Origin of the sequence: Ruegeria arenilitoris (genome assembly GCF_013030985.1) — a bacterium.
GTDB lineage: Bacteria > Pseudomonadota > Alphaproteobacteria > Rhodobacterales > Rhodobacteraceae > Ruegeria > Ruegeria arenilitoris_B.
On record NZ_WPYP01000013.1, the window covers coordinates 1 to 22850 of the forward strand.

At 56.5% G+C, this 22850-nt stretch carries 21 protein-coding genes and 4 pseudogenes; 17 read left to right on the forward strand and 8 right to left on the reverse strand.

Annotated elements, in window-relative coordinates; genetic code table 11:
- Window positions 1–89: 89 nt before the first annotated feature.
- The 6 genes from GOX88_RS20560 to GOX88_RS20585 form a co-directional block, all read right to left on the reverse strand.
- A complete protein-coding gene (locus GOX88_RS20560; protein WP_170406384.1) occupies window positions 90–1493 on the reverse strand; it encodes an NAD(P)/FAD-dependent oxidoreductase in 1404 nt (467 codons plus the stop codon).
- A gap of 37 nt (window positions 1494–1530) precedes the next feature.
- Entirely contained in the window at window positions 1531–1917 is a 387-nt protein-coding gene (locus GOX88_RS20565; RefSeq protein WP_170406387.1) for a nuclear transport factor 2 family protein, read from the reverse strand.
- Window positions 1918–1943: 26 nt separating this feature from the next.
- Window positions 1944–2438 carry a universal stress protein gene (locus GOX88_RS20570; protein WP_170406390.1) on the reverse strand — a complete coding sequence of 165 codons (495 nt, stop codon included), beginning with the start codon at window positions 2436–2438 and terminating at the stop codon, window positions 1944–1946.
- Between the two features lie 18 nt (window positions 2439–2456).
- The gene (locus tag GOX88_RS20575; RefSeq protein ID WP_170329028.1) at window positions 2457–3797 is read right to left on the reverse strand and encodes a TRAP transporter large permease; all 1341 of its coding nucleotides are present in this window, start codon (window positions 3795–3797) and stop codon (window positions 2457–2459) included.
- 18 nt (window positions 3798–3815) lie between these two features.
- The gene (locus GOX88_RS20580) at window positions 3816–4352 is read right to left on the reverse strand and encodes a TRAP transporter small permease (protein ID WP_170406393.1); all 537 of its coding nucleotides are present in this window, start codon (window positions 4350–4352) and stop codon (window positions 3816–3818) included.
- A gap of 67 nt (window positions 4353–4419) precedes the next feature.
- On the reverse strand, window positions 4420–5436 hold the full coding sequence (locus GOX88_RS20585; protein WP_170406396.1) for a TRAP transporter substrate-binding protein: 1017 nt from the start codon (window positions 5434–5436) through the stop codon (window positions 4420–4422).
- A gap of 156 nt (window positions 5437–5592) precedes the next feature.
- Here GOX88_RS20585 and GOX88_RS23530 point away from each other — a divergent pair.
- From GOX88_RS23530 to GOX88_RS20605, 5 genes and pseudogenes are all read left to right on the forward strand, one after another.
- A pseudogene (locus GOX88_RS23530) lies at window positions 5593–5802 on the forward strand (LysR family transcriptional regulator); the annotation flags it as partial.
- Between the two features lie 15 nt (window positions 5803–5817).
- Complete coding sequence (locus GOX88_RS20590) at window positions 5818–6546, forward strand: substrate-binding domain-containing protein (RefSeq protein WP_367647849.1); 729 nt, start codon at window positions 5818–5820, stop codon at window positions 6544–6546.
- 457 nt (window positions 6547–7003) lie between these two features.
- Window positions 7004–7483: pseudogene (locus GOX88_RS23865) on the forward strand (transposase).
- 709 nt (window positions 7484–8192) lie between these two features.
- Window positions 8193–8510, forward strand: coding sequence for a divalent-cation tolerance protein CutA (cutA, locus tag GOX88_RS20600; RefSeq protein ID WP_170406402.1), 318 nt, complete (start codon window positions 8193–8195; stop codon window positions 8508–8510).
- A gap of 347 nt (window positions 8511–8857) precedes the next feature.
- Window positions 8858–9328: a hypothetical protein gene (locus GOX88_RS20605; RefSeq protein ID WP_170406405.1), complete on the forward strand. Its 471-nt coding sequence runs from the start codon at window positions 8858–8860 to the stop codon at window positions 9326–9328.
- Between the two features lie 239 nt (window positions 9329–9567).
- Here GOX88_RS20605 and GOX88_RS20610 read toward each other — a convergent pair whose 3' ends face one another.
- Window positions 9568–10254 (reverse strand): GntR family transcriptional regulator, encoded by a 687-nt coding sequence (locus GOX88_RS20610; protein WP_254443386.1) that lies wholly within the window; start codon window positions 10252–10254, stop codon window positions 9568–9570.
- Window positions 10255–10394: 140 nt separating this feature from the next.
- On the opposite strand from GOX88_RS20610, the gene GOX88_RS20615 reads away from it, so the two are divergent.
- The 8 genes and pseudogenes from GOX88_RS20615 (at window position 10395) to GOX88_RS20650 (ending at window position 16170) form a co-directional block, all read left to right on the forward strand.
- Entirely contained in the window at window positions 10395–11552 is a 1158-nt protein-coding gene (locus tag GOX88_RS20615; RefSeq protein WP_170406407.1) for a M24 family metallopeptidase, read from the forward strand.
- A 2-nt stretch (window positions 11553–11554) separates the two neighbouring features.
- A complete protein-coding gene (locus GOX88_RS20620) occupies window positions 11555–12349 on the forward strand; it encodes a carbon-nitrogen hydrolase family protein (protein ID WP_170406410.1) in 795 nt (264 codons plus the stop codon).
- Window positions 12350–12464: 115 nt separating this feature from the next.
- Window positions 12465–12590: pseudogene (locus GOX88_RS23790) on the forward strand (SAM domain-containing protein); the annotation flags it as partial.
- Window positions 12591–12620: 30 nt separating this feature from the next.
- Window positions 12621–13100, forward strand: coding sequence for an adenylate/guanylate cyclase domain-containing protein (locus GOX88_RS23795; RefSeq protein WP_437436442.1), 480 nt, complete (start codon window positions 12621–12623; stop codon window positions 13098–13100).
- Window positions 13101–13285: 185 nt separating this feature from the next.
- Window positions 13286–13558: a hypothetical protein gene (locus GOX88_RS23800; protein WP_437436443.1), complete on the forward strand. Its 273-nt coding sequence runs from the start codon at window positions 13286–13288 to the stop codon at window positions 13556–13558.
- Window positions 13494–13646 (forward strand): annotated as a pseudogene (locus tag GOX88_RS20640) (acetyl-CoA C-acyltransferase); the annotation flags it as partial. The gene GOX88_RS23800 and the pseudogene GOX88_RS20640, both read left to right, overlap by 65 nt.
- 130 nt (window positions 13647–13776) lie before the next feature.
- Window positions 13777–14796 carry an AraC family transcriptional regulator gene (locus GOX88_RS20645; RefSeq protein WP_170406419.1) on the forward strand — a complete coding sequence of 340 codons (1020 nt, stop codon included), beginning with the start codon at window positions 13777–13779 and terminating at the stop codon, window positions 14794–14796.
- A gap of 195 nt (window positions 14797–14991) precedes the next feature.
- Window positions 14992–16170, forward strand: a complete 1179-nt coding sequence (locus GOX88_RS20650) for an acyl-CoA dehydrogenase family protein (RefSeq protein ID WP_170406422.1) — start codon at window positions 14992–14994, stop codon at window positions 16168–16170.
- A 392-nt stretch (window positions 16171–16562) separates the two neighbouring features.
- Here GOX88_RS20650 and GOX88_RS20655 read toward each other — a convergent pair whose 3' ends face one another.
- Window positions 16563–17180 (reverse strand): TetR/AcrR family transcriptional regulator, encoded by a 618-nt coding sequence (locus tag GOX88_RS20655; RefSeq protein ID WP_170406425.1) that lies wholly within the window; start codon window positions 17178–17180, stop codon window positions 16563–16565.
- A 101-nt stretch (window positions 17181–17281) separates the two neighbouring features.
- On the opposite strand from GOX88_RS20655, the gene GOX88_RS20660 reads away from it, so the two are divergent.
- Genes GOX88_RS20660 through GOX88_RS20675 form a run of 4 tightly spaced genes read left to right on the forward strand, consistent with a single transcriptional unit; the run spans window position 17282 to window position 22836 of the window.
- Window positions 17282–18430 carry an efflux RND transporter periplasmic adaptor subunit gene (locus GOX88_RS20660; protein WP_170406428.1) on the forward strand — a complete coding sequence of 383 codons (1149 nt, stop codon included), beginning with the start codon at window positions 17282–17284 and terminating at the stop codon, window positions 18428–18430.
- 3 nt (window positions 18431–18433) lie between these two features.
- Window positions 18434–21562: an efflux RND transporter permease subunit gene (locus tag GOX88_RS20665; protein WP_170406432.1), complete on the forward strand. Its 3129-nt coding sequence runs from the start codon at window positions 18434–18436 to the stop codon at window positions 21560–21562.
- Entirely contained in the window at window positions 21559–21981 is a 423-nt protein-coding gene (locus GOX88_RS20670; RefSeq protein WP_170406436.1) for a DUF2141 domain-containing protein, read from the forward strand. Before GOX88_RS20665 ends, GOX88_RS20670 begins: the two co-directional genes overlap by 4 nt.
- A 6-nt stretch (window positions 21982–21987) precedes the next feature.
- Window positions 21988–22836 (forward strand): ABC transporter six-transmembrane domain-containing protein, encoded by an 849-nt coding sequence (locus GOX88_RS20675; RefSeq protein WP_170406439.1) that lies wholly within the window; start codon window positions 21988–21990, stop codon window positions 22834–22836.
- The last annotated feature ends 14 nt before the right edge of the window (window positions 22837–22850 follow it).

The window sequence follows — 22850 nt, forward strand, 5'->3', positions numbered from 1 at the left end:
CGTGAAGCTGCAGAACCTTAACAAAGGCCTCTTCCGTCGTCATTTTCATCTGAGTCTGTCCTTGTTTGAGACGTCAAAGCGTTGGTGAGTTAGAGAATTTCGTCCCTGAGGTAGTAGCCGACATAAGCCATGCGCTGGCCCAATCGTCGGAAAGGTGTGAGGATGCCGTGGCTTGGCAAAGGCGACGTGAAGATTGGCAGGTCAAATGCCTTGTCCTTTTCACCGGCAACCAACTGCGCCATGCGTCGCCCGGCCTGTGCTGAATACATCACGCCGTTACCGCCATACCCCATCGCGTAGAACACGCTTTGATCAGGGTCTGGCTGGAAGATGCGGGGCATCATGTCGTGGCTGACATCGACCCACCCCCACCACGAGTAGTCGAGGTTGATGTCTTCCAGCGCCGGGAACTTGCGGGCGAGACCTTTTTTCAGCAGTTCCAAATGCTTGTTGTTTTCAGCGTCCCGCCCTGTCACCGCACTGCGGCTGCCGATCTGCATCCGGTTGTCTGGCAACAGGCGATAGTAGTGCCGCAACGTGCGGGTATCGGTCAGGGGTGACTTGGTCTGAATGCCGCACTCGTCCAGCTCGGACTGGGTTAACGGCCGGGTGACCATCGAATTCGACAGGATCGGCATCAGGCGGTGTTTCGTCCGATTGTTCAAGCCGGGTGGGGTGTAACCGGCGGTCGCCAGAGCCACGGTCTTTGCCCGGACAATGCCCCCCGGTGTGCGCAGATGATGAACGCCGCTCTTGGTCTCCCACCCCATCACCGGGCTGCCGGTGTGGATTTTCACACCCAACCGACGAGCCATGTTGACATAACCAAAGGCCAGCTTTCCGGCATGGATGCAGGTGCCATCAGGCTCCCACATGGCGCCTACTGCCTCCATGTCCCGGACGTGGCTTTCGTGCAGTTCATCGCGATAGATGATGCGCGAGCCATAGCCGAACACATCGTTCAGCAGTTTGCTCTCTTTCTTGAGCGACGGCATCACTTTGTCCCGGTGAGCAATATAGTAATGCCCCCCCGGCTGCGGATCGCAGTTGATATCATCCGAAGCGATCAGATCATTGAACAGCTCAAAGGCTTCGGTCACCTCTGCGTGCATGCCTTTGGCGACATCAATGCCCCACCGCTCGATCCACTGCGAGCGTTTCAGCCGCCCGGATGAAATCTGGGCCTGCCCGCCATTGCGGGTCGAACAGCCCCAGGCCACGGTGTTTGCCTCCAGAACCACGGCCTGAATGCCATGTTCCTTGGCCAGATGAATGGCGGTCGACAGGCCGGTATAGCCCGAGCCGATTACAACGACATCGGCGTCCGTGTCACTGGGTACCGGGCCGTCATCCGCAGGCGGCGTGCCGGCGGTGCCAATCCAATAGGTTGGCGCGTGGTCGCGATTGTGACCCGGGCCCGCATCTATGATGGGGTCATACTTGGGATCATAGCTGGCCTTGGGCCAGTGACGCGGGATGCTGTTGTCCACCATTCTTGTTTTTCTCCGAAGCTGCGCGCAGGGCGGCGGATCAGGCTTTGAACATTGGGCGCGTTTTTCGAAGCGCCTGTTTCACGATGATTTTTCCGTCACGCACGGTGAACAGATCGGCGCCTTCGGCCTCGATCCGCATGCCGTTGGCGTCAGTGCCGGAAAAGGTCCATTCCGATACGGCCCGGTCACCATGCACGAAGTGGCTGTGGTGATCCCAATGGGCGTCTTTCATGCCGGCCCACACGCCCGAGAAGGCGGCGGCGATGGCTTCGGCACCTTCGACTTTGTTGCCGTATTTCTCATCGCCGGCCACGGTGTAGAACACGCAATCATCGGCGAAATGGGTCATCACACCGTTGATGTCGTGACGGTTGAAAGCGTCGAACGTGTCGGCCAGGTCCTGCGCCGTCAGGGTTTTGCTCATATTGTGTTTCCTTTTCAGAGGGGGTGTTACGTTTCGTCCGGGTTCGGAACGATCAGTGTCGGGATCTTGGACCGCCGCAAAACGCGCTTGGCGACGGTACCCAGGAAGGTGTGCGAGAAGCCGTGGTCATGCGCGCCCAGCACGATCAGATCACAGCCCATCTCAACCGAACGGCGCAGGATCACTTCGGCCGGGTGGCCATCGGTGACCTCGACCGAGGTGACCTGATCGCGAATCTTGGCATCATCGCCTTCGAAACGGGCCCAGAACTTGGCCTGCCGTTCGGCCAACACCTGGCGCACCATTTCGTGGCGGCGCGACTGCGCGGTTTTGCGGGTTTCCTCGTTCAGGATGAACATTTCCATCGTGATTTTGACGTCATCTGAAAGCGGCTCGTTGACGTGTAGGACGTGGATCTGCGCTCCGGTCGCCTGCGCGATGCTGGCGGCATGGCGCAGGGCGTGGGGTGAGTTCGCCGACAAGTCGGTGGCAAACAGGATGTTGGTGACCAGTTGTTTCATGTCGTCAACCTTTCCGGGTCAGTAGCCCAGCAGCCGTGGCAGCCACAGCGACAGTTCAGGGAAGAAGGCGATGATGAAGATCGCGGCGGTATTGGCGGCGGCAAACGGCAGCGCCCGCAGCGAGATCTGTTCGATCGAGATGTTTGAAATCCCCGAAGCGATGAACAGGTTCTCACCCAGCGGTGGAGTCTGGAAGCCGATGCCCAGTGTACAGACCATCACCACGCCAAAGTGGATCGGATCAATACCCACCGAATAGGCCACCGGCAGCATCACCGGAACCAGGATCAGGATGGTGGCCAGCGTCTCCATGAACATGCCGACGAACAGCAGGAAGAAGATGATCAGCGCCCAGATCAAATAAAGGTTGTCGGTAAAGCTGAGCATCGAGTCGGCGATGATCGCCGGGATCTGGTTTTCTACCAGCAGACGGCCAAACACGGTTGCGGTGAACAGGATCAGCAGCACCCGCCCAGTCAGCCACGTCGTGGCCTCAAGCGACTGGAACAGCGATTGCCAGGTCAGTTCGCGGTAGATGACCACACCTACGACCAGCGTGTAGAAGATCGCGACAATTGCGGCCTCGGTCGGGGTGAAGAAGCCGGTGTAGATACCGCCCAGGATCACCAGCGGTGCCATCAGCGACCAGAACCCGCGATACATTTCGCAGAACACGTTACGGATGGACCAGCCTTCGGCCGAGCCCTTGTAGCCGCGCTTTTTGGACATGAAAAAATTCAGGATCAGCAGGCTGGTGGCGATCAGGAAGGCCGGAACAAAACCTGCGATGAAAAGTTTCGAGATTGAGACCGATTGGAAGGTGCCGAATTTCTCGACCGCTTCGGGCGGTGGCGCCATGCCGAGCGCGGCAATGCCGAAGATCACCATCGGGATGGAGGGAGGAATGATAATCCCGAGGCCGCCAGAGGACGCCGTGATCGCCGAGGCATAGCCGCGCTCATATCCGCGGTTGATCATGGCAGGGATCATCAGCATCCCCACCGCCGCGGTTGTTGCCGGGCCTGAACCCGAGATGGCGCCAAAAAACAGACAGGCCATGACAGTTGCCGCCGAAATGCCGCCGGTGAAGGGGCCGGCCAGGCTTTCAGCAACATTGATAAGCCGTTTTGATATCCCGGCGGCCTCCATCAGGGCTCCAGCCAGGATAAAGGCGGGCAGCGCCATCAGCGGGAAGGCTCCCACCGAAGTAAAGGCGATCTGCACGAATTTGATGGGGTTTTCGCCCAGATACAGGAACGAAAACAGCGAGGCCACACCCAGAGCCACAGTGATCGGTGCACCGATCAGCAGCAAAAGTAGGAATGAGCCAAACAGAATTGTAACGATTTCGGATTCCATGACGTGTCCTCCCTGCCTTTAGTCGTTCTTCGCTGCTTCGGTCGCAGCTTTGATTTCGTCGAGGTCGATCTGATCGGGGTCGTGAATTTCCTCGCCCTTGATCAGGCGGCGGTAATTCACCTGAAGGATGCGGAAGGTCATCAGCGCAAAGGCGATGGGCAGCACCATGTAGATGTACTTCATCTCGATGCCCAACGTCTGGGACTTCCAGAACTTGTTCATCTTGTTGAAAACAAAATCCGTCGCCAGATAGAGGAAGTAGACATTGAAGAAGAGCCAGAAGAGATCGGCAAAGGCTTCGATATACTTGATCGCGCCGTCGGGCAGGAATTTGAATTGGAACGTCACGCGGTTATGCGCGCCCTTCAAGGCGGCGTAACTGGCGCCGAAATAGACGAACCAGACGAACATGTAGACCGAGAGTTCCTCGATCCAGCTGATCGAAAAGCCGAAGACTTCGCGCGCGACGATCTGTACGAACAAAAGGCAGACGAAACCGGATAACAAAATCCGGCATATGACGCTTTCTATATTGTCCAGAAATTTCCAGAACATGTGGTTTCCCTCCTCCCTGAGATGAGAAGAGCGCCGCGGCGCTCTTCCCTGTATCGCTCTGCGGCGATTATTGCTGGACCGGATCGCGGCCGATGGCTTCGAGAACGGCGTTCAGCTTTTCGACGCCACCGATGGACTCGTAGAACTGCGGCCAAACGGCACCGGTCGCCAGTTCGATGAACTCGGCCTCGTCGTTTTCGGGATCAACAATTTCCATGCCCTTGGCGACCAGCTCTTCTTTGATAGCGGCTTCCGAGTCGCGCAGGAACTGAGCGGATTTCTGGGTTGCTTCCTGACCTGCTTCCAGGATCATCTGCTGCTCTTCTTCGCTCAGGCTCTGAAACACGGCCTCGGAAATGATCAGCGGTTCGATCGAGAAGATGTAACGCAGGTTGGTCACGTGGTCCTGGACCTCGTAAAACTTCATCGCGTTGATGGTCATGTACGGGTTGTCCTGACCGTCGACCACTTTGGTCTGCAGACCGGTGAAGGTTTCCGACCAGGCCATCGGGGTCGGGTTGATGCCCCAGGCCTTGTAGGTTTCGATCATGATCTCGTTCTTGGGAACGCGGATGATCAGATCCTGCAGGTCGGCAACCGAAGTTACAGGTTTCTTCGAGTTGGTCAGGCGGCGGAAGCCGGTATAGGTCCACGCGATGATGCGTACGCCTGCGTCACGAATTGTGTTTTCCGTCAGCTCCTGGCCGATCGGGCCCTGGGTCAGGGTTTCGGCGTCTTCCAGGCTGAGGATGACGTAGGGCAGAGTGAACACGCCCACCGAAGGCGAGAACGGGGTGACGTTGTTGATCGCCAGCAGCGACATGTCCAGCGTGCCGATGGCCGCTTCGTTCACGGTGTCCTGTTCCGAGCCCAGCTGACCGTTCAGGAACAACGTTGCGGTGTGTTCGCCGCCCGACTTCGCCTCCAGTGCTTCGACAAAGAACTTACCGGTCGCTTCCTGCGGGCTGCCTGCGCTGTCGCCGACCGCGATCTTGAAGTTTTTCGCGTCAGCCGCGCCTGCGACCATCAGCGCCGCCACGGATACGGCAGCGGTAAAGGTGCCAAGCTTGTTGATGATTGACATGGATTTCCTCCCATTTGTCAGGTTTCGAGGTGCGCGCTGACCAGGGGAGAGTTGGCCAGTCCGATTCTGCCTCGGCGCGGAAAACCTAGCTTGCGCAAAGTGTTTCTTCGTTGCTAAACTTTGCGCGATAGGTTTCACATATATCGAACTTGCAGAATGAAGCTCGACACACTGTCCACACGAATAGGCGATGCCGATATCCGGCTGTTGCGGGTGTTCAAAACCGTTGTTGAAAGCGGCGGGCTTTCGGCAGCCGAGGTTGAGTTGAACATCGGCAAATCGACAATCTCCAAACACATCTCGGACCTTGAGCTGCGTCTGGACCTGAAACTCTGCAATCGCGGGCCTGCCGGTTTCTCACTGACAGAAGACGGGGAAAAGGTGCTGCGCGCCGCCGAAGACCTGCTGATTTCCGTCTCGCAGTTTCGAACGGAAGTGAACGAAATCAAGGAGCAACTGGCGGGAATTATTCGGGTGGCGTTGTTCGATCAATGCACCTCAAACCCGGAGGCGCGGCTGGCCCGCTCGATCCACAAGTTCAACGAGGCAGCGCCCGCCGTTCAAATCGAGCTTTCGGTGGAGCCCCCCAACGTGATCGAAACCATGGTTATTTCCGGGCATCTGGATATCGGGATCATTGCGTTGCACCGTCCCTCAGCCAGTCTTGATTATGTCCCGCTCTATGGAGAAGACATGTTTCTGTATTGCGGCAATGAACACCCTTTGTTTGATCGTTCAGATGCCGATCTGAACATGGACGAGCTGCGCAAGTTCAACTATGCGGGCCTCAGCGTGAATTCCCCAAATCTCATTGTTGGTCAGCAATTGGGCTTTAAGCGCGCGGCAAAGGTACAGAGCGAACAGGCTCTAGCCGTTTTGATTCTATCCGGCCGGTATCTAGGGTATCTGCCGGACCACCTTGCCCGGCAATTTGTTGACCAGAAATTGATGAAGAAGGTTTTGCCCAGCGAAACTCAGTATCGCACACGATTTGCGGCTGTGACCCGAAGGCAACCCGCGCCAACACGCATCACCAAACTTTTCATGAGTGTTTTGAGCCAACAACACGACAATCCAGATCATGCTGAAACCTGCTCACGGTTGATTTGAAGGCAACAAACACCAAGGAACGCGGTTCCGTCAATTTCGGGCCAATACTTGCAACACAACCGCGTGGCCTTGAAGCCAATGTAGCTGAGGTTACGCCACCCGCCGTTTTCATCCTGTGCATTGTGCGGATGTTCACAAGGGGGGCCAGTCAGCATCTGCGCAATAAAGCCAATCCGCGCGCGGACATTCCAGACCGGTGTTCGGGCCTGGTGTCCGCTTCAGAGGCCATCTGACATAACCCATTCAATATCTGCCACGCCGCTGAACGCCGAAAAGCTATGCGCTGTTCTTATTTCTGCTGAATGACGACGAAGCTGCCTTTGGGTTTTCCTGTGGGACAACTGGTACACAGTGCGCGCGAGGAGCATTGAACACGGAGAAACACGATCGCCTACCTCAGGACCCATTGATTTCCGGCAGGCCGGGTGATTCACGGTTCGAAAGCCGATCGGTGAGCATGCCTGATCTTTTCCGGCTGGCGGATGCGCAGATGCTGCGTCTTGCGCCCGTCTTTCCTGAATCCCACGGTAAACCCCGCATCGATGATCGGCGGGTCTTGAGTGGCATTGTCTTCATCCATCGCAATGGGTTGCGGTGGCGGGATGCGCCTAAGGAATACGGGCTGCTCAAGACACTCTGCAATCGTTGGAAGCGCTGGAGCGATAAGGGCATCTTTGCCGAGAGGGGGTGAACTAAGGGTGGCATGAACACCAATCTGCATGCCATCTGCGACAGCTGAGCCATGGTGCGCCATTGGTTCGAGCACAATGCGAATGCCGCCCGATACGACAAGCGTCGTTACAAACGCCGCAACCGTATCGAGATTATGTTCGGCAGATTGAAGGATTGGCGACATGTGGCAACGCGCTTCGACCGCTGCCCAAAAGTCTTTCTGTCGGCCGTCGCACTCGCAGCGATGGTCATTTACTGGCTATGAGGCCTGAGCCTAGAGTTTCTATTTTCTGAGACACTTGAATTCGAGAACTTCCAGCTGAACAATTGGTAAGCAGCCCTTCGTGTGACACGCAGAGAATGGCCGGTTTGAGCCCTTACCGGACCTTGATCACACCTCGGTCTTTCGCTCATGCGGCAGGTCGCGAACCACGTAAACCGGACATTCTCTGAGTGGTACGCAGATGGCGGTGACTCGGACGAAGTGCTCTTTTGCTGCGTCTGTGCCAATGGCGGCTTACTCAACCAAGCGCACACTTTCTCGGTGAGAACAGGCACTCAGGTGGCAATAGAATAGCGCGCGGCGTGAACGGCCGCTCAGGCGAAACCTGCTGTGGCCGCAAAATAGCTGTGCTGCACTAGCTCGGATTCAGCGTGAGATTTTGAGCTGCTTGAGTCGACGCGCACAAAGAGTGGTTCATCAAAGGTGTCACGCAAGCGGTCCAAAGCCAAGCGTCACGACGATCTCGCCTCAGAGGTCACGCGTGGTCTCGACCGCAATCGCGGGTTCGAGATGGATTGATGAACTTTAAGGAGCCTTCGCCGCAAAGATCTGCAATACCAATCGCGACTTCGGCCGCGAACCGCTGCAGAAACGGCACGACCAGGTGGCGATACGTTGTAGGAGCAACAATGGCGTCGGAATGGTCCCGTGTTAGACTAAGAACTCAGGTTTAGCGTTTGTGAGATTGCAGATGATAGTCAAAATTTGGGTCAACTGCCCATCCGAGAAAGTCGCTGACCAGATCGCGGACAGTCTTCTTGAAGAGCGTTTGGTTTCCTCATCGAACCGCTACACTGCGACTAGCAGTAAATATCTCTGGAAGGGAAAAATCGTAACCGCGCGGGAGGTCCCACTTCTGCTGAAGACCCGAAAAGAGCTTTTTGGCGTAGTCGTTGAAGCGATCCGCAGGATGCACCCTTATGAGACGCCCAGTATTCTCTCGATTGATGTTGACCAAGCCAACGGTGAATATCTTGAGTGGATGATTGAAAGCACGCGCGAGATCTAACCAAAGCTCAAATTAACGGCCTATAACCGCTGTATCTTTGGGCTCACTACCGACTTTCTCTGCGGCGAGTTCGGACAAGCAGATGAGCCCATACCAGACCTTCACTGTCGTCTGGAGTTTCGCGCATGCAGCAGGTCGCGAACGGCGCAATGCGGACCTAGAAGCCATTCGCCGCGCTCTAACAAAACGCCTCGCCCTGCAAAAAATCGGACGAGGTGTTATCCTGACTTCGTCAGTCTACTGACTTAAACAGCCCCGTGCTTAGGGTCGCCAAGTCGACCATTTTGATGCTCCTTGCGTGTGAAACCACACCAACCTAGCGTTCAGCCAGATTGGAAGGATTGTTGATGTTCAGATTTATTGGCGCTCAGTGCGTATTGCTTATTGTTCTTTCCACAGGTCAAGGGTTTGCAACTGAGTATTCCGAACTCCGTCACTCCGACCTGATTGACCAATGCCTTGATGCTATCGAAAGAGATGATCGAGTGGCTGTTGAGACGATGGCTGAAGAGCTACTCGGTCGAAGCGGATTCAACCTTGGGCCTGAAAGTCAGGATAGAGGATCTTCGTGCCTTCAATCCGCTTATGGTTTGGATTTCGAGTTCGGGGGCCGACGCTTTTATTCACAAGAACTGCTAGGCGCCCAAGCACATATGGCGGAGCGAGCGGCCAGTGTTCTCGAAAATCAACAAGAAGAGTTCGCGAAAGCCATTGTCGAAGCTTGCTTTCTAGAGCTGGAAATTGATCGGTTCCGAGCTCTGACAACCCCAGCCTGCGCAGAAGTTTTTAAAACCCTTGGATTGCCCGGATCGCAGTAATTCAAGCCCGAAGGACGCCCGTGGGCTGCAGCTGCAAAATGCTCTGACGGCATCCTAGTCCGACAGCAACGGCGGCTTAGGGCGCTTACCTCCCATCAATACCCGCGGCAGAGAATGGCAGCGTCGAGCCCAAAGTACGAAGTGCTGCGCCTCAATCGGACGGCGGCTATGCGTCGGGAAGCCGGCCATTCCGTCTTCCGGCTGCCGCGTCATGACATTGTCACTACCTTAGGGTCTCGTTACTCCGCCCCGGTTGATAGCAGGTGGGATTTGATCCTCTGGTAGCCATATCCGATGTGGGTGCGCTGGATATATCCGATCGCAGCGACATCGCCATGCTCTAATGCCGTGTTGATATCACTGAGTTCCGCCACCAGCGCCTGTGCCATTTCGGGGCCTCTTTGGTTGCTGAGTCGGTACCACGTACTGGCCGCCTGATAATAGGTTTGCCACCAGAATGACTGCAGCACACCATTGCCGATAAGGCTGGCTATCAAAATGTGCAGGCGGTGATTGATCTCAATGTATCGCCGCGAATTAAAGGCACTGCGAAGCGCTTTCGCCTCATGCAGCAAAGTCCGTCCAGCCTCGCAGTCGGTTTGGGTGATAGTGCGGGGTGACATCGTGCCGATCAGCGCCGCGAGTTCCAGACGCATATCATAGACATGGCGGATTTGCGCGGCGGACAATGCGACAACGACCGTGCCCACCCCATTACGGGTTTCTACCAGCCCCAGATGACTGATCCGGCTGATTGCATCACGTACCGGGGTGCGACTGACGCCATATTCAGCAGCAAGTTCAGCCTCTTTCAGTTGATCGCCCTGATTGTAATCCAGAAAACAGATTCTTTGGATAATCTCGGTCTGAATGGCCTCGACCGAGTTTCTGAGTTCAGTCGCCGGGGCTTTCTGAGAGGGTGGCAAATAAATCTCCATACAGACAGATGTATACACCAATGGTAACCGTGGGGCAAGAACCTGCACAATTATTAGGTTTGACTCCTTAGGTGTATGCAGCTTACGCATATTGAAAGTTTCTCGACTCATCAATTGAGGAAGCAAACATGCTCGACGAAGCCAAAACCCGCACTCTTGCCCTTCAAGCCCGCATGCAGGACTTGGGTATCCAGCGTGCTGTCATTACGGATGAAAGCTCCATCGCTTATCTTGCAGGATTCTGGGGTTACTTGGGTATCGAGTTTGGCCGTCCGACCATGTTGGTGGTCAGCGTCGATGAGGCGCCCATCGTGATTACGCCTCTGATGGAAAGTGAAATGGTGGGCGCAATGACTTGGGTCGAAGATGTGCGCACTTGGGAAGACATGGGACAACGCACATGGGGCCGGGCCCTTGCTGGCGCCTTGGGTGACAAACCGGGTGAGATCTGGGTGGAACGCAGCAGCATCCCAGCCCTTGTACGCAACCATTTGGACGAGACCTATCCGGGTGTGCCGATCAAGGATTTCTCACCTATCCTGGGGGCCATGCGGATGATCAAAACCCCGTTTGAGATTCAGGTGATGAAGGAAGCGGGGCAAATCGCCGGCGCGATGATGAAGGCCGCCCATGTTAGCCTGCGGGAAGGTGCTCAGGAATATGAAAGCGCGCTGGCGGTGATCGAAGCCGGATCGCGCAAAGCGGCTTCATTCCTCACAGATAAAGGCTGGGACAGGTTCGTCTCACCGATGATCCACAACCTACAAATCCTGCAAAGTGGCAAGGATACATCCATGGTGCATCGCCGGGCTTCGGTGCGCCAGTATCAGCGCGCCGATCCAGTCTATTTCTGCTTTTGCAATATGGCGCAGTTCAAACAATACAAATTGGGATTTGACCGGATGTTTCACATCGGTGAGGTGCGCGATGATGCCGCTCGCGTGCAGCAGGCTGCAATTGACGCCCAACAGGCGGCAATCGCCGCCATTCGTCCCGGCATCCAAGCGCAGGAAGTGGCTGCAGCCGCCAATGACGTATATGCCGAACGCGGGTATGAGACAGGCTATCGCACTGGGCGGTCGATTGGTGTGGCCTACCTTGAAGCACCAGAACTGAAAACCGGCGACACCACTATCCTGCAACCCGGCATGACGTTTGCGGTGGATGGGGGTATTTCCATCGATGGGGTCACCGCAGGCCGCATTGGAGACTCTGTCGTCGTGACGGAAACGGGAATTGACTACATCACGGAATACCCCCGCACATTGCTTGTTACGGACAACTAAAAATGAGCCGCACATTTCGACTTGCAGTCGGGCAATCTCCTGCCGAGCTGGCCACGACACAAGAGCGATTGAATTGGCTGTCCGAAGCGATGCCTGCGGTTGCCGCTGAGCATGTTGACCTTCTGGTGCTGCCCGAGCTGTTTGCCACCGGCTACAACATTGGCGATCTGATCGCGGATAGGGCTGAACCGGCCGACGGTCCCATTGCAAAAGCTATCGCGGTGCTTGCCAAGGCTTATGGCGTCGCTATCCATTACGGATTTGCCGAGGCTGACCGGGAAGTAATCTATAACTCGGCGCAGTGCATCGGGCCGGGCGGTACGCGTTTGGGCGGTCACCGTAAACTGGCCATTCCGCCGGGGTTCGAAGGGGATCATTTCACACCCGGTCGAGGTTGCACACTTTTCTCTTACCGCGGCGTGAGAATTGCGACGCTGATTTGCTATGACGCTGAATTCCCGGAAACTGCGCGGCATGTGGCCTCAATGGGAGCAGAGCTCGTACTGGTACCTACTGCACTTGGCGCTCAGTGGGAGTGGGTCGCTCAGCGCATGATCCCGACCCGAGCATACGAAAACGGCGTATATCTCGCTTATGCCAACAGCGCTGGCATCGAAAACGGCATGACCTTTTTGGGTCAAAGCGTTATCGCGACACCAGACGGGCAGGAACTCGTCCGCGCGGGAGCGGATACTGAGATTATCTACGGCACATTGCGGCTAGACAACGTTTCAACCGCGCAAGAACGGCTTCCCTATCTAAAGGATCGCGAAGCGCTAGGACCGGAATTTCTTTAGTTCGTGCCGAACGGCACTCGAAATCACAATTCCCGGACTAAAGCGCCGTCTGCGGGGACCATGGCAACGGCGGCTCTCCAACGACATGGATAGCATCGTCTAATGGCTCCGTGATCATGAGTTCCATGAGCATGCCAGATCGTTCAAGGAAAATGGAATCCGCTTGGATCTGGTCGCCAAGTTGTCCGAAGACGATCTCAAGGACCTTGGACTAAATCGCGGAGATCGAAGACGTTTTTAGGCCGCGGTCCGCGAAAGCGTCGCATCCCCAATCCCGACCACTGCTACAGCCCAACCCACCGCCTCCAACGCCGAACGCCGCCAGCTTACCGTCATGTTCTGCGATTTGGTCGGTTCCACTGCCCTTTCGGAATCGGTGGACCCGGAGCAATTCAGAGAGCTGCTGACCGACTATCGCTCAGCGGCTTCGCGGGCGCTCAATGAGTTCGGTGGGTATATCGCAAGCTATATGGGCGACGGCTTGCTGGTCTATTTCGGATGCCCGCATGCCCATGAAGACGATGCGGAACGAGCCATCAGAGCAGCGCTTCGTACGATAGGTTCGGTCGAACGATTGAACCGGAATGATTGTGCACATGAACTCCAGGTCGCATCGGGATCGCTACCGGCCTCGTCGTCGCCGGCGATCTCGTCGGCGAAGGAGTTTCTGAATCTCGGGCGGTCTCGGATGACACACCGAATTTGGCGGCTCGGTTGCAGGGAGAAGCAGGTCCGAATGTCGTCGTCATAAGTGAGAAAACGCAGCGATTGGCAGGTGGGCGATCCCAGCTCGAACAGTTGGCGCGGCGGCAACTAAAGGGAATTTCTGATCTTGTTACCCTGTACAAGGTCGTCGGATCGCTCGCGATCTCGCGTTTTGGAGCGGTAGCTGTCGGCGGGCTCACGTCCTATGTCGGCCGTGATGCCGAGCTTGAGATGATTTGGTCTCGCTGGATCTGTGCCCGCGAGGGCGACGGAAAAGCGGTTTTCGTGTGTGGCGAGCCCGGCATCGGCAAGAGCCGGCTGATCGAGGAATTCCTCTCCAGAGCGCGCGCCGCATGCCAACCCAATGTCCGCCACTATCAGTGCTCACCACACCAACAGTTCGCTGCATCCGGTCATGGATACCCTGTCGCGGGCTGCCTCGATATCGATAGGCCACCCCTATGGTATGACAGGTGCGAGACAAGTCGGGCACGCTCTGCTTGAGGGGAGGCGTCGTGGTGTAAAATACGTAGTTACGTCCATGTGTATTGGCGGAGGCATGGGGGCCGCAGCGCTGTTCGAAGTCGCCTGACCCCACTGAAATGAGGTCAAGCAGAGCGTTATGTGGTTGAGACATTGACATTCTGTCATCTGCGAAGGTCGCACATCTGCATGTGCCGCATTTCATATCGTCCGGAATTGGTGATACCTCCTGAGGTGTTATGACCAATGTCACGCCAACTATCCTTTCCACCGTTTCCAGCCAGTTTGTCGATGACTGGCTGGTGGCGCTGCGCGCCCTGTGTCCAGAGGCGCAGATGGCGTCGCTGCTTAGCCGGTCCGGTCTGAACGCGGATACGCGCTCGCCGAATGGTCGCATTACGCTGGATCAGATCGTATGTCTCTATCAACTTGCCGCAGTTGAGACTGGTGATGAGATGATGGGGCTTTGGAGCAGACCTGTCAGACCGAGGGCCCTACAACATCTTCTGACGACAGTGCGCGAAGCAACAACCTTGCCATCTGCACTCTACCGGTTTTCGACCTTCTGGAATTTGCTGCTCGATGACTATCAGTTTGATCTCGATGACGCCGAAGGTGCGTTGGTGCTTACACTGACACCACAAGGCGAAGTGCCGCTTCAGCGGTTTGGGCATATGCTGATCCTCAAACTTGCCCACGGGCTCATGTCTTGGCTGGCAGGACATGAGGTTCCGGTTAAGGCCGTTGATTTCGCGTTTGATCGCCCGGACTTTGATCAGGATTACGCGATTATCTTTCCCGCACCCTTTCAGTTTGGCCAACCTGCCACCGCGATCTCGTTCGACCCGAATGCACTGGGGCCAGTACAAACGCGCAGCACATCTGATCTTGACCGGTTTTTGCAAAACGCGCCCCGGGACTGGATCTTTACCAGTTCGCGGGAGCACACCCAATCGCTGCGGGTGCGCACTTACCTGGGGCAGGCGGGATGGGAGGCGGCGACCCTGACCCGGGCCGCATCCGCAATGCACATGACCCCGCGCACCCTGATCCGCAGGTTGCAGGCGGATGGGACGTCGTTTCAGGCGATCAAGGATGCCCTGCGCCGCGACATCGCGATCCGCGACCTGCAGGCGGGGCGCAAAAGCGTTGAGGCCATCGCACATGATGTCGGCTTTTCCTCGGCTGCCAATTTTCACCGAGCCTTTCAACGCTGGACCGGCAGCACCCCAAGCTCGTATCGCAGGACGCAAAGGTAAAGCAGTCCAATTTGTCATTTTTGAACAATGATCTGTCATCGCACGAGATGGTTCTCAGCGGGCCGACTTGCTAGATCTTGCTGCAGAGAAGCGTTTTCAGCTGAAGCTTCGCGTTGATAGCTCACCAGCCCGGCATACCCCAGCTGCTCGGCTGTGGCGTCATATGAGAATGATCGCCTTTGAAAGGACCCCCCAATGTCAGACAAACTCGCCGCCATACTCCAAGCCGCACGCGACCATGCCGAGCAGGTCATCCTGCCCAATGTGGATGCTTGGAACGCCGCAAAGAAATGGCCCCGTGATGCGTCGGACAAGGCCGGGGCCGCTGGCCTGACCGGGCTCTACGCCCCCGAAGAGTTTGGCGGCCAAGGATTGCCGCTGGCAGAAGGCATTCAGGTCTATGAACAACTGGGGCTGGGGGACGGCGCTTATGCCTTTGCCCTGTCGATGCATAACATCTGTACCTTCGCGGGCTGCGGCTATGGCACAGATGCCTTCAAGGAAAAATGGGCACGGGATCTGACCTCTGGCCGCAAACTGGCGAACTTTGCACTGACCGAACCGCAATCGGGGTCGGACGCAACAAACATGTATTCGCGAGCCGTGATCAATGACGACGGCACATGGACGATCAGCGGTGCGAAGGCATGGGTCAGCCTGGCGACCGAGGCTGATATCTATTTCACCGTGGTCAAAACCAGTGACGCACCCGGCCACAAGGATATGGCGATGATCGCCATTCCCGCTGATGCTCCGGGGCTCAGCTTTGGTCCGCTCTACGACACCCCGTCCTACAACTTCCTGCCTCTTGCCGAGATGTACATGGACCAAGTAGTGGTGCGTGAAGACAACATCATCCTGCCGATCGGTCAGGGCTTGCAAGGCTCACTCATGGCAATCGATATCGCTCGTGTGTCGATTGCGTCAGGATGCTGTGGATTGATGCAAGCTGCCTTGGATACGGCGCTGTCCTATTCCAAGAACCGCAAGATGTTTGGTGGCAAGAACCTTGATCTGGACGGGATCCAGTGGATGCTGGGCGAAGTTGCGACCGATCTTGAAGCCTCGAAACTGCTGTACCGCAAGGCGGCAGAGGCCCTTGGCACTCCCGAAGGCCCACTGATGGCCGCCCATGCCAAACGGTTTGTGCCAGATGCCGCAGTGAAGGCCGCAAATACATGTACGCAAGTGCTGGGCGGCATGGGGCTGTTGCAGCCTTATGGTCTGGATCGCTTGTCACGTCTTGCACAAATGCTGCGGATCGTGGACGGGACGACGGAAATCAGCCGCGTGGTCATCGGACGGGCCTTGCAGAAGCGTGCGGCAACCTTGCCTGATCTGCCAGTGCCGAAAGGTTTCGGTGAGACCGGCTGAACATTCCAACCCACTGGAGAAGCGGAGCCGACCTGAAAATCGGTAAAATCAAAAGACCGGCCGCGCATATGCGTCCGGTTATTCGATATTGCAGACCTTGGTGCAAACGCAGCGAATTCACCCTTTGTCCGTTCACCTGCCAATTGCACCTGGTTCTAAACGTCCGGTTTCCGCGGTTCACGACGTGCTTCGCTAGCAAAATCAATAGTGCTGGCGGAGTCCAGAAAGGGCTCTTTCCGGACTTCGGTGGCGTTGCAGTATCCAATTCAGAGGAAACATCCGGCGCCGACAAAGATGGCCCAAAGCCGAAATTGGCTGTCTGCACCAAGGCCGCAGTGCGGCGTCTCCTTAGCAGATTTTCATGAGTTCCAAGTCGACACGCATCACTCGTATTATCGACGTGCCAGCAGCGAGCTCAGAACAAAGTCTTCCACGCTTCCAATGATCTTGTTCATGGGTAATTCTGACAACACACTGCGATACGCGCTGCCCTCCAGAACCTCTATCATCAATTGCGAAGCCTGAAGAGGATCCGGAACAGCGCGCAGGTCACCTGCGTCTACTCCACTCCTTACAACCGCTTCAAGCGCCTCGGTCAGCCTGGCACGGTTCTCGACAAACAGCTGTGCGATGTCCGGTTGGCGGATGGCTTCACTTGAAATCTCCAGCGTGAGAATAACGTTTTCCGGCACTGCCAGATACTTGGCGTAGGCTGCGATGAACCTTTTTAGGATTTTAGGCGCGGGTGCTTTTGAGGTCAGGATTTTCAAAAACGGCTCCATCTCGCGGCGCTCGAGCATTGCGATTTCCACAAGCACATCATGTTTACCGCGAAAATGGTTGTAGAGGTTTCCAAGGCTGACGCCCGCCCGCGCTGCAATATCGCGGACACCGGTCTGATGGTAGCCGCGTTCAAGGAAACACATAACCGCGGCCTCCAAAATCTGGTTGCGACGCTTGGCTGTTGCCTTTTCCCGGGTTGAACCCGGCTTTTTCGTGTTTTCGGTCATTTTTACGTTTAGCTATTGAACGAACGATCGTTCATAGTATATGACAATTTACCTCATGCCACAAGGTGCAATGGATTCGGCGGCACAGGAAAAACAGGACTATGACAGACCAAACCTTGGAAACTCAGCAAAGACCAACCCGACAATGGCTCTGGATTGGACTTTCGCTGGCGCTGTTTGTCGCGATCGTCATGCTGCTGTTTGACACAGAAGATACAATTGATGTTCAGGCAACAAACACCTCACGTCCGCCACCGACCGTCTCTGTCGTCAGCGTTGCCCCGGAAACCGTGCAGGCCCGGGTTTCGGCCTTTGCCGAAGTACGGCCTAGGTGGGATGCTGAGCTGCGATCTGCCGTGTCCGGGCGCATCACCGCAGTGCATTCTGCCGCTTTGGCTGGTGCGCAGGTGGAACAGGGCGACCGGCTGTTTTCAATCGAAAATGCACCTTATCAAAGTGCCGTTGCTGCGGCCGAGATGGAGCTTGAGCAAGCGGAACTGGCGTTATTGCGCGCCCAGAACAACGTAACCGTTGCGCAACGCCAGTTTGACCGGGATGAAACAGAACCGCCAAACGAACTGGCCGTGAACCTGCCACAATTGCGCATTGCCGAAAAAACCGTTGCGGCGGCTCAGGCACGCCTGAATGCGGCGCGAAATGAGCTGAAGGACGCAGAAGTTGTCGCCCCGTTTTCGGGCTATGTCACCCATCGCTTTGCCAGCCTCGGTCAGACGGTTAGCCCGGGCGATGTCCTGATACACCTCTCGGACAACCGGCAATTCGAACTGGTCGCCGAGTTCAGCCAGTCGGATTGGGCACTTTTGGACCATCCGATCTCTGGTGCCACAACTGATCTGACACAGCGCTCGGGCGGATCTTTGGGGCAAGCTCAAGTTCGGCGTGGAGGCGGGTTTCTGGATCAAAACACGCGACAAGTGCGCGTTTTCTTGGACGTCACAAATCCCGATGAACGCATACTCGCCGGAGACTTCCTGCAGGTTCACATTCCTGGACGCCGGATTCCAGACACCGTGACCCTACCGGAAAGCGCCCTGACTCGTGCGGGGTATTTTTGGTTTGTGGACGATGAGGACCACCTGCAGAGGCTCAGCGCGAATATCCTGTTTCGCAGCGAAGGCGCGGTCACAATATTGGCCCCCGAAGGAACTGGCCCATGGCGCGTGGCCAGAACACCTCTGGCCTCGTTTCTGCCGGGTCAGCGGGTAACGCCGCAATCGGATGGGGGCTAAACCATGCACACGCTGACATCCTGGTTTATTCGCAATCCGGTCGCGGCCAACCTGATGATGGCTCTGATCCTGTTCCTCGGGGTGCAAACGCTGCTGAATATCAGGATCGAAGGATTCCCGCGCATTCCGGCGGAAAGCGTCACAATCGCGATCGAGTTTCCGGACGCCACGGCCGAACAGGTCGATGAATTGGTGACCCAGAAAGTTGAGCAGGCGCTCGAAGGGTTGGAGGGCGTGCGAAGTGTGACCTCGCAATCCCAAAATGATCTAAGTGTAGTGACCGTCCGCCGCGCAGGTGGCCAGAAACTGCAAGCCGTTTTGGATCGTGTCCGTATTCGGATCGACGGGTTGACCGATTTGCCCGATACCGCGCGTCGACCCGTGATCGAAGCGTCGGGTTTCGATTTTCCGGCGCTGTATCTGAACCTGTTTGGCGACACAGACCCGGCCACATTGCAGAGCTTGGCGCAACGCCTGAAGGAAGAGCTGCTGGCGCAACCGGAATTGTCCCGGCTGCAAATCTGGGGCTTGATCCCCCGGGAATTACGCATCGAAATCGACCCGGCATTGTTGCGCCATTATGGCCTGACCGTATCGGATGTAACGCGCGCCATCGAAGGTAACTCGCTGGCCTTTCAGGCAGGTCGTCTGCGGACCGAGGGCGGCACGATCTATCTGCGAGCGGATAACAGGGCAAAATACGCGCCGGAATACGCGGCCCTGCCAATCATTGAACGTGACGACGGGTCCTTTGTGCCTTTGGGCGATATTGCCAAAATCGAAGACGGGTTTCAGGACGGCGAGTACCTGTTCCGGCTGAACGGCAAACCAACCGTGGGGATGGAGGTTCTGGTCGGGCAGAAAGAGAACCTGCTGGAAATCAGTGACGTTGTGCGCCGCACGCTGGATGAGTTCGGCCGCCAGCTACCGTCGCAGGTTCAGGTCGAAGTCTGGGGCGATAGTGCTGGCTATATCTCGGACCGTCTGGCGCTGTTGCGGTCCAACGGTGTGCAGGGTTTGATCCTTGTGACCTTGATGCTGTCGGTGTTCCTGAACGTGCGGTTGGCCTTCTGGGTCGCCATGGGCATTCCCGTTTCGGTCATGGGGGCGATTGCGGTCTCTGGCTCGAAATGGGTGGATTACTCGCTGAATGATGTCACGACTTTTGGCCTAATCATCGCCTTGGGTATCCTGGTCGATGACGCCGTTGTGGTCGGTGAAAGCGTTTTTGAGGAACGTCGGAAGGGCAACGACCCGATCAGGGATACTGAACGAGGCGTGCATCGGGTCGCGGTTGCGACCGTCTTTGGCGTGCTGACCACAATCGCGGCCTTTTTCCCGATGCTGTTGATCGACAACCCGCTGGGCAAAGTGCTGGCCGGGTTTGCAGGCATCGTGATCCTGACGCTGATCTTCTCGCTCATCGAAAGCAAATTCATCCTGCCAGCCCACTTGGCGCAGGTCTCGATGGGGCAAGAGCGCCGCTATCTGCTGACCCGCCTGTGGGGCCGGGTACAGGATGCTGCGCAAGGCGGATTAAACTGGGTTCGGGATCGCATTTACCAGCCTCTGCTCGTTGCGGCGGTGCGACAGCGTTACGCCGTGCTGATCCTGTTCATTGCCGCTGCAACGCTGGGGCTTGGCCTGATGTACAAGGGCAAGGTCAGAACAGTATTCTTCCCGGAAGTGCCCGGTCAGATCATCACGATGAATCTGGAAATGGACGCCCGCGCGCCCTTTGCGCTGACCCGCGCAAACGTGGATCGGACTGAAGCGGTCCTGAATGACCTGAACGCCGAACTTGCCGAAGACGCCGGTATGGCCACGCCGCCCATTCAGACGGTGTTCACCATCATCAACAGCGCAGGAAATGCGCAAATATACGCTGAAATGATCCCAGTGATCGAGCGCCCTGATGTTCCGATCCTGACCGTCGTCCGCGAATGGCGTGACCGGGTTGGTTCGGTCGAAGGCGCAACCGAGCTGGAGTTCACCGGATCGGAAGCACTTGCCGGAGGGTTTCGCATCCGGTTGGCGTCAAAAGACGAAGACCTGCTGGAGCAAGCCAGCGCTGAGATGAAGGACTTTCTGTCGAATATCGAAGGCGTGGCGAATGTTCGGGATGGGTTGGCGGGCGGTCAGCCTGAACTGAAAATCCGCCTGCGCCCGGACGCACGACACCTTGGTTTCAACGCCGAAGCCTTGGCCAGACAGATTGGCTATGGGTTTGGCGGGGCAGAGGTGACCAAGGTCAGGCGCGATGGGTCCGAAGTCCGCGTGGTCGTACAGAACGCGCGGGAAAACCGCGATACTCTGGCTGATCTGATGCAGACCCAGTTGCGCAGCGCATCCGGCGCCTGGGTGCCGCTTGAAACAGTTGCCGAAATCGAAGGCGCCTACACCTCTGGTACCATCGACCGCCGTGACGGAAAGCGTATGAACATCGTGGCCGCGTCCATCGATCGTGATCGTGTCGCCCCCGAGGAGGTTGGTCAGGCGGTGTTCGAGCAACTGGTCCCGAAACTCCGCGCCAAATATCCCAGCGTAACAGTCCTGCCTGCCGGTGAACTGGAAGAGATGGCCGATATCAGCGATGGCCTTAAACGTGCGCTGCTGCTGGCGGCTGTTTTGATCTATGTGCTGATGGCCGTGCCATTGAAAAGCTATTGGCAGCCTTTTGTCATTCTGGCCATTGTGCCTTTTGGCTTTATCGCGGCTGCCGTCGGGCATCTGATTATGGGTGTCTCTCTGTCGCTGTTTTCATTCTTCGGCATGCTGGCGCTGACCGGCGTGATCGTGAACGACAGTCTGGTCATGATCACCCGATACAATCAGGCGCGCGAGGAAGGTCAATCCGTGAACCTGGCGCTGAAGAGCGCAGGCATAGGGCGTTTCAAGGCGATCTTTCTGACCACCGCAACCACGGTGATTGGACTGTTGCCCTTGCTGACCGAAACCTCTGAGCAAGCGCAGTATCTGATCCCTGCGGCAATCTCTCTGACTTTTGGGGAACTCTTCGGCACCGCCCTGATGCTGCTGCTGGTGCCGGTGCTGATCGCCATCACCGAAGATGTCCTTGCAGTTTTCAGGCCACCCCTTCCGCAGCCTTCTGAAGAAAGGACAAAGCCATGACAAAGAACCTTCTGCCCTCTGCATTCGCCGTGATGGCGCTGCTGGCGACGCCTGCCGCTGCTGATGGTCTGAATGTAACCGTGGATGGCATCCGCAACGCCAAAGGAAACATCGTGATCCTTGTGTTTGATGACGCGCGCGCCTTTGACAGTTTGGACGTCTGGAGCGCGATTGGCTACGCCCAGATTCCGTCCCGCAAAGGCAGTGTCAGTCATGCGTTCGCTAACCTGAATGCAGGCCCATATGCTGTGCTGTTGTTTCATGATGGAAACAAGGACGAAAATTTGAACATGACCGCGACGAAACTGTTGGAGGGTCTGGGATCAACAGGTGCCCCAAACCCCGAGGACGAGCCTGATTTCAAGGCCGCCTCGGTCTGGCCCGGCGATGTCCGTGTTCGCATTCACTATGATCAGTAGTGCGCCATGCTGACAGATCGAATACTGACAATCGGCACGCTTCTGAGTGTGTTTCGTTGGCGCGTAGGGCTTACCTGGTTTCTGATCCTGGCGGAAACGGCGCTAACTGTGTTGGTCCCGCTTTTCATAGGCTTCGCTATCGATGGATTGCTGAGCGGAAAGTTTCAGCCCTTTGTGCATTTAGGCACTCTCATGGTCGCCCTTACGTTGATCGGCGTGATCCGGCGGATTTACGACACGCGTGTGTACGGAACGATCCGTGTCGAACTGGGCAAGGCGATTGCTGCGCGGTTTTCGAACCTGCCAATTTCATCGCTGAACGCCCGGATCGGAATGGGGCGTGAACTGGCCGACTTCCTGGAGGAGATCCTGCCTTCGGCAATCTCAGGGATCGTGCAATTCGTCGTGTCAGCAATCTTGTTGTTTTACTTCTCGCCGGCTCTGGCTCTGTCAGCCTGCGGGGTTCTTGTCGGAATGATGTCCGTCTACGCTCTGTTTCATTCGACATTTTGGCAATGGAACCGTGCGCTGAATGAGCAAATGGAGCATCAGGTCAACGTTCTGGAGCAACGCCGCGAACGTCCGGTTCTTGTCCACTTGGAAAAACTGCGTCGGTCCGAAGTAAAGCTCTCGGATACCGAAGCCATACTGTACGGCGTGATCTTCGCTCTGCTGATAGGTTTGATCCTGTTCAACCTGTGGTTCGCGACGCAAAACCTGGATGCGACACCTGGAATGATCTTTTCGATTGTCAGCTATTCGTGGGAGTTTGCTGAAGCGGCGCTTACCTTGCCGGTAACCTTGCAGTCCTGGTCACGACTGTCCGAAATCACGACCCGATTGCAGAGCGATTGACCGGAATGCCGAAC

What these genes read in the sequence shown, in the direction of transcription:
- GOX88_RS20660 (WP_170406428.1), top strand. Translation starts at nt 17,282, where the DNA reads ATGACAGACCAAACCTTGGAAACTCAGCAAAGACCAACCCGACAATGG.
- GOX88_RS20675 (WP_170406439.1), top strand. Translation starts at nt 21,988, where the DNA reads ATGCTGACAGATCGAATACTGACAATCGGCACGCTTCTGAGTGTGTTT.
- GOX88_RS20575 (WP_170329028.1), bottom strand. Translation starts at nt 3,797, where the DNA reads ATGGAATCCGAAATCGTTACAATTCTGTTTGGCTCATTCCTACTTTTG.
- GOX88_RS20605 (WP_170406405.1), top strand. Translation starts at nt 8,858, where the DNA reads ATGTTCAGATTTATTGGCGCTCAGTGCGTATTGCTTATTGTTCTTTCC.
- GOX88_RS23800 (WP_437436443.1), top strand. Translation starts at nt 13,286, where the DNA reads ATGATTTGGTCTCGCTGGATCTGTGCCCGCGAGGGCGACGGAAAAGCG.
- GOX88_RS20650 (WP_170406422.1), top strand. Translation starts at nt 14,992, where the DNA reads ATGTCAGACAAACTCGCCGCCATACTCCAAGCCGCACGCGACCATGCC.
- GOX88_RS20655 (WP_170406425.1), bottom strand. Translation starts at nt 17,180, where the DNA reads ATGACCGAAAACACGAAAAAGCCGGGTTCAACCCGGGAAAAGGCAACA.
- GOX88_RS20585 (WP_170406396.1), bottom strand. Translation starts at nt 5,436, where the DNA reads ATGTCAATCATCAACAAGCTTGGCACCTTTACCGCTGCCGTATCCGTG.
- GOX88_RS20615 (WP_170406407.1), top strand. Translation starts at nt 10,395, where the DNA reads ATGCTCGACGAAGCCAAAACCCGCACTCTTGCCCTTCAAGCCCGCATG.
- GOX88_RS20570 (WP_170406390.1), bottom strand. Translation starts at nt 2,438, where the DNA reads ATGAAACAACTGGTCACCAACATCCTGTTTGCCACCGACTTGTCGGCG.
- GOX88_RS20580 (WP_170406393.1), bottom strand. Translation starts at nt 4,352, where the DNA reads ATGTTCTGGAAATTTCTGGACAATATAGAAAGCGTCATATGCCGGATT.
- cutA (WP_170406402.1), top strand. Translation starts at nt 8,193, where the DNA reads ATGATAGTCAAAATTTGGGTCAACTGCCCATCCGAGAAAGTCGCTGAC.
- GOX88_RS20645 (WP_170406419.1), top strand. Translation starts at nt 13,777, where the DNA reads ATGACCAATGTCACGCCAACTATCCTTTCCACCGTTTCCAGCCAGTTT.
- GOX88_RS20560 (WP_170406384.1), bottom strand. Translation starts at nt 1,493, where the DNA reads ATGGTGGACAACAGCATCCCGCGTCACTGGCCCAAGGCCAGCTATGAT.
- GOX88_RS20565 (WP_170406387.1), bottom strand. Translation starts at nt 1,917, where the DNA reads ATGAGCAAAACCCTGACGGCGCAGGACCTGGCCGACACGTTCGACGCT.
- GOX88_RS20665 (WP_170406432.1), top strand. Translation starts at nt 18,434, where the DNA reads ATGCACACGCTGACATCCTGGTTTATTCGCAATCCGGTCGCGGCCAAC.
- GOX88_RS20620 (WP_170406410.1), top strand. Translation starts at nt 11,555, where the DNA reads ATGAGCCGCACATTTCGACTTGCAGTCGGGCAATCTCCTGCCGAGCTG.
- GOX88_RS20670 (WP_170406436.1), top strand. Translation starts at nt 21,559, where the DNA reads ATGACAAAGAACCTTCTGCCCTCTGCATTCGCCGTGATGGCGCTGCTG.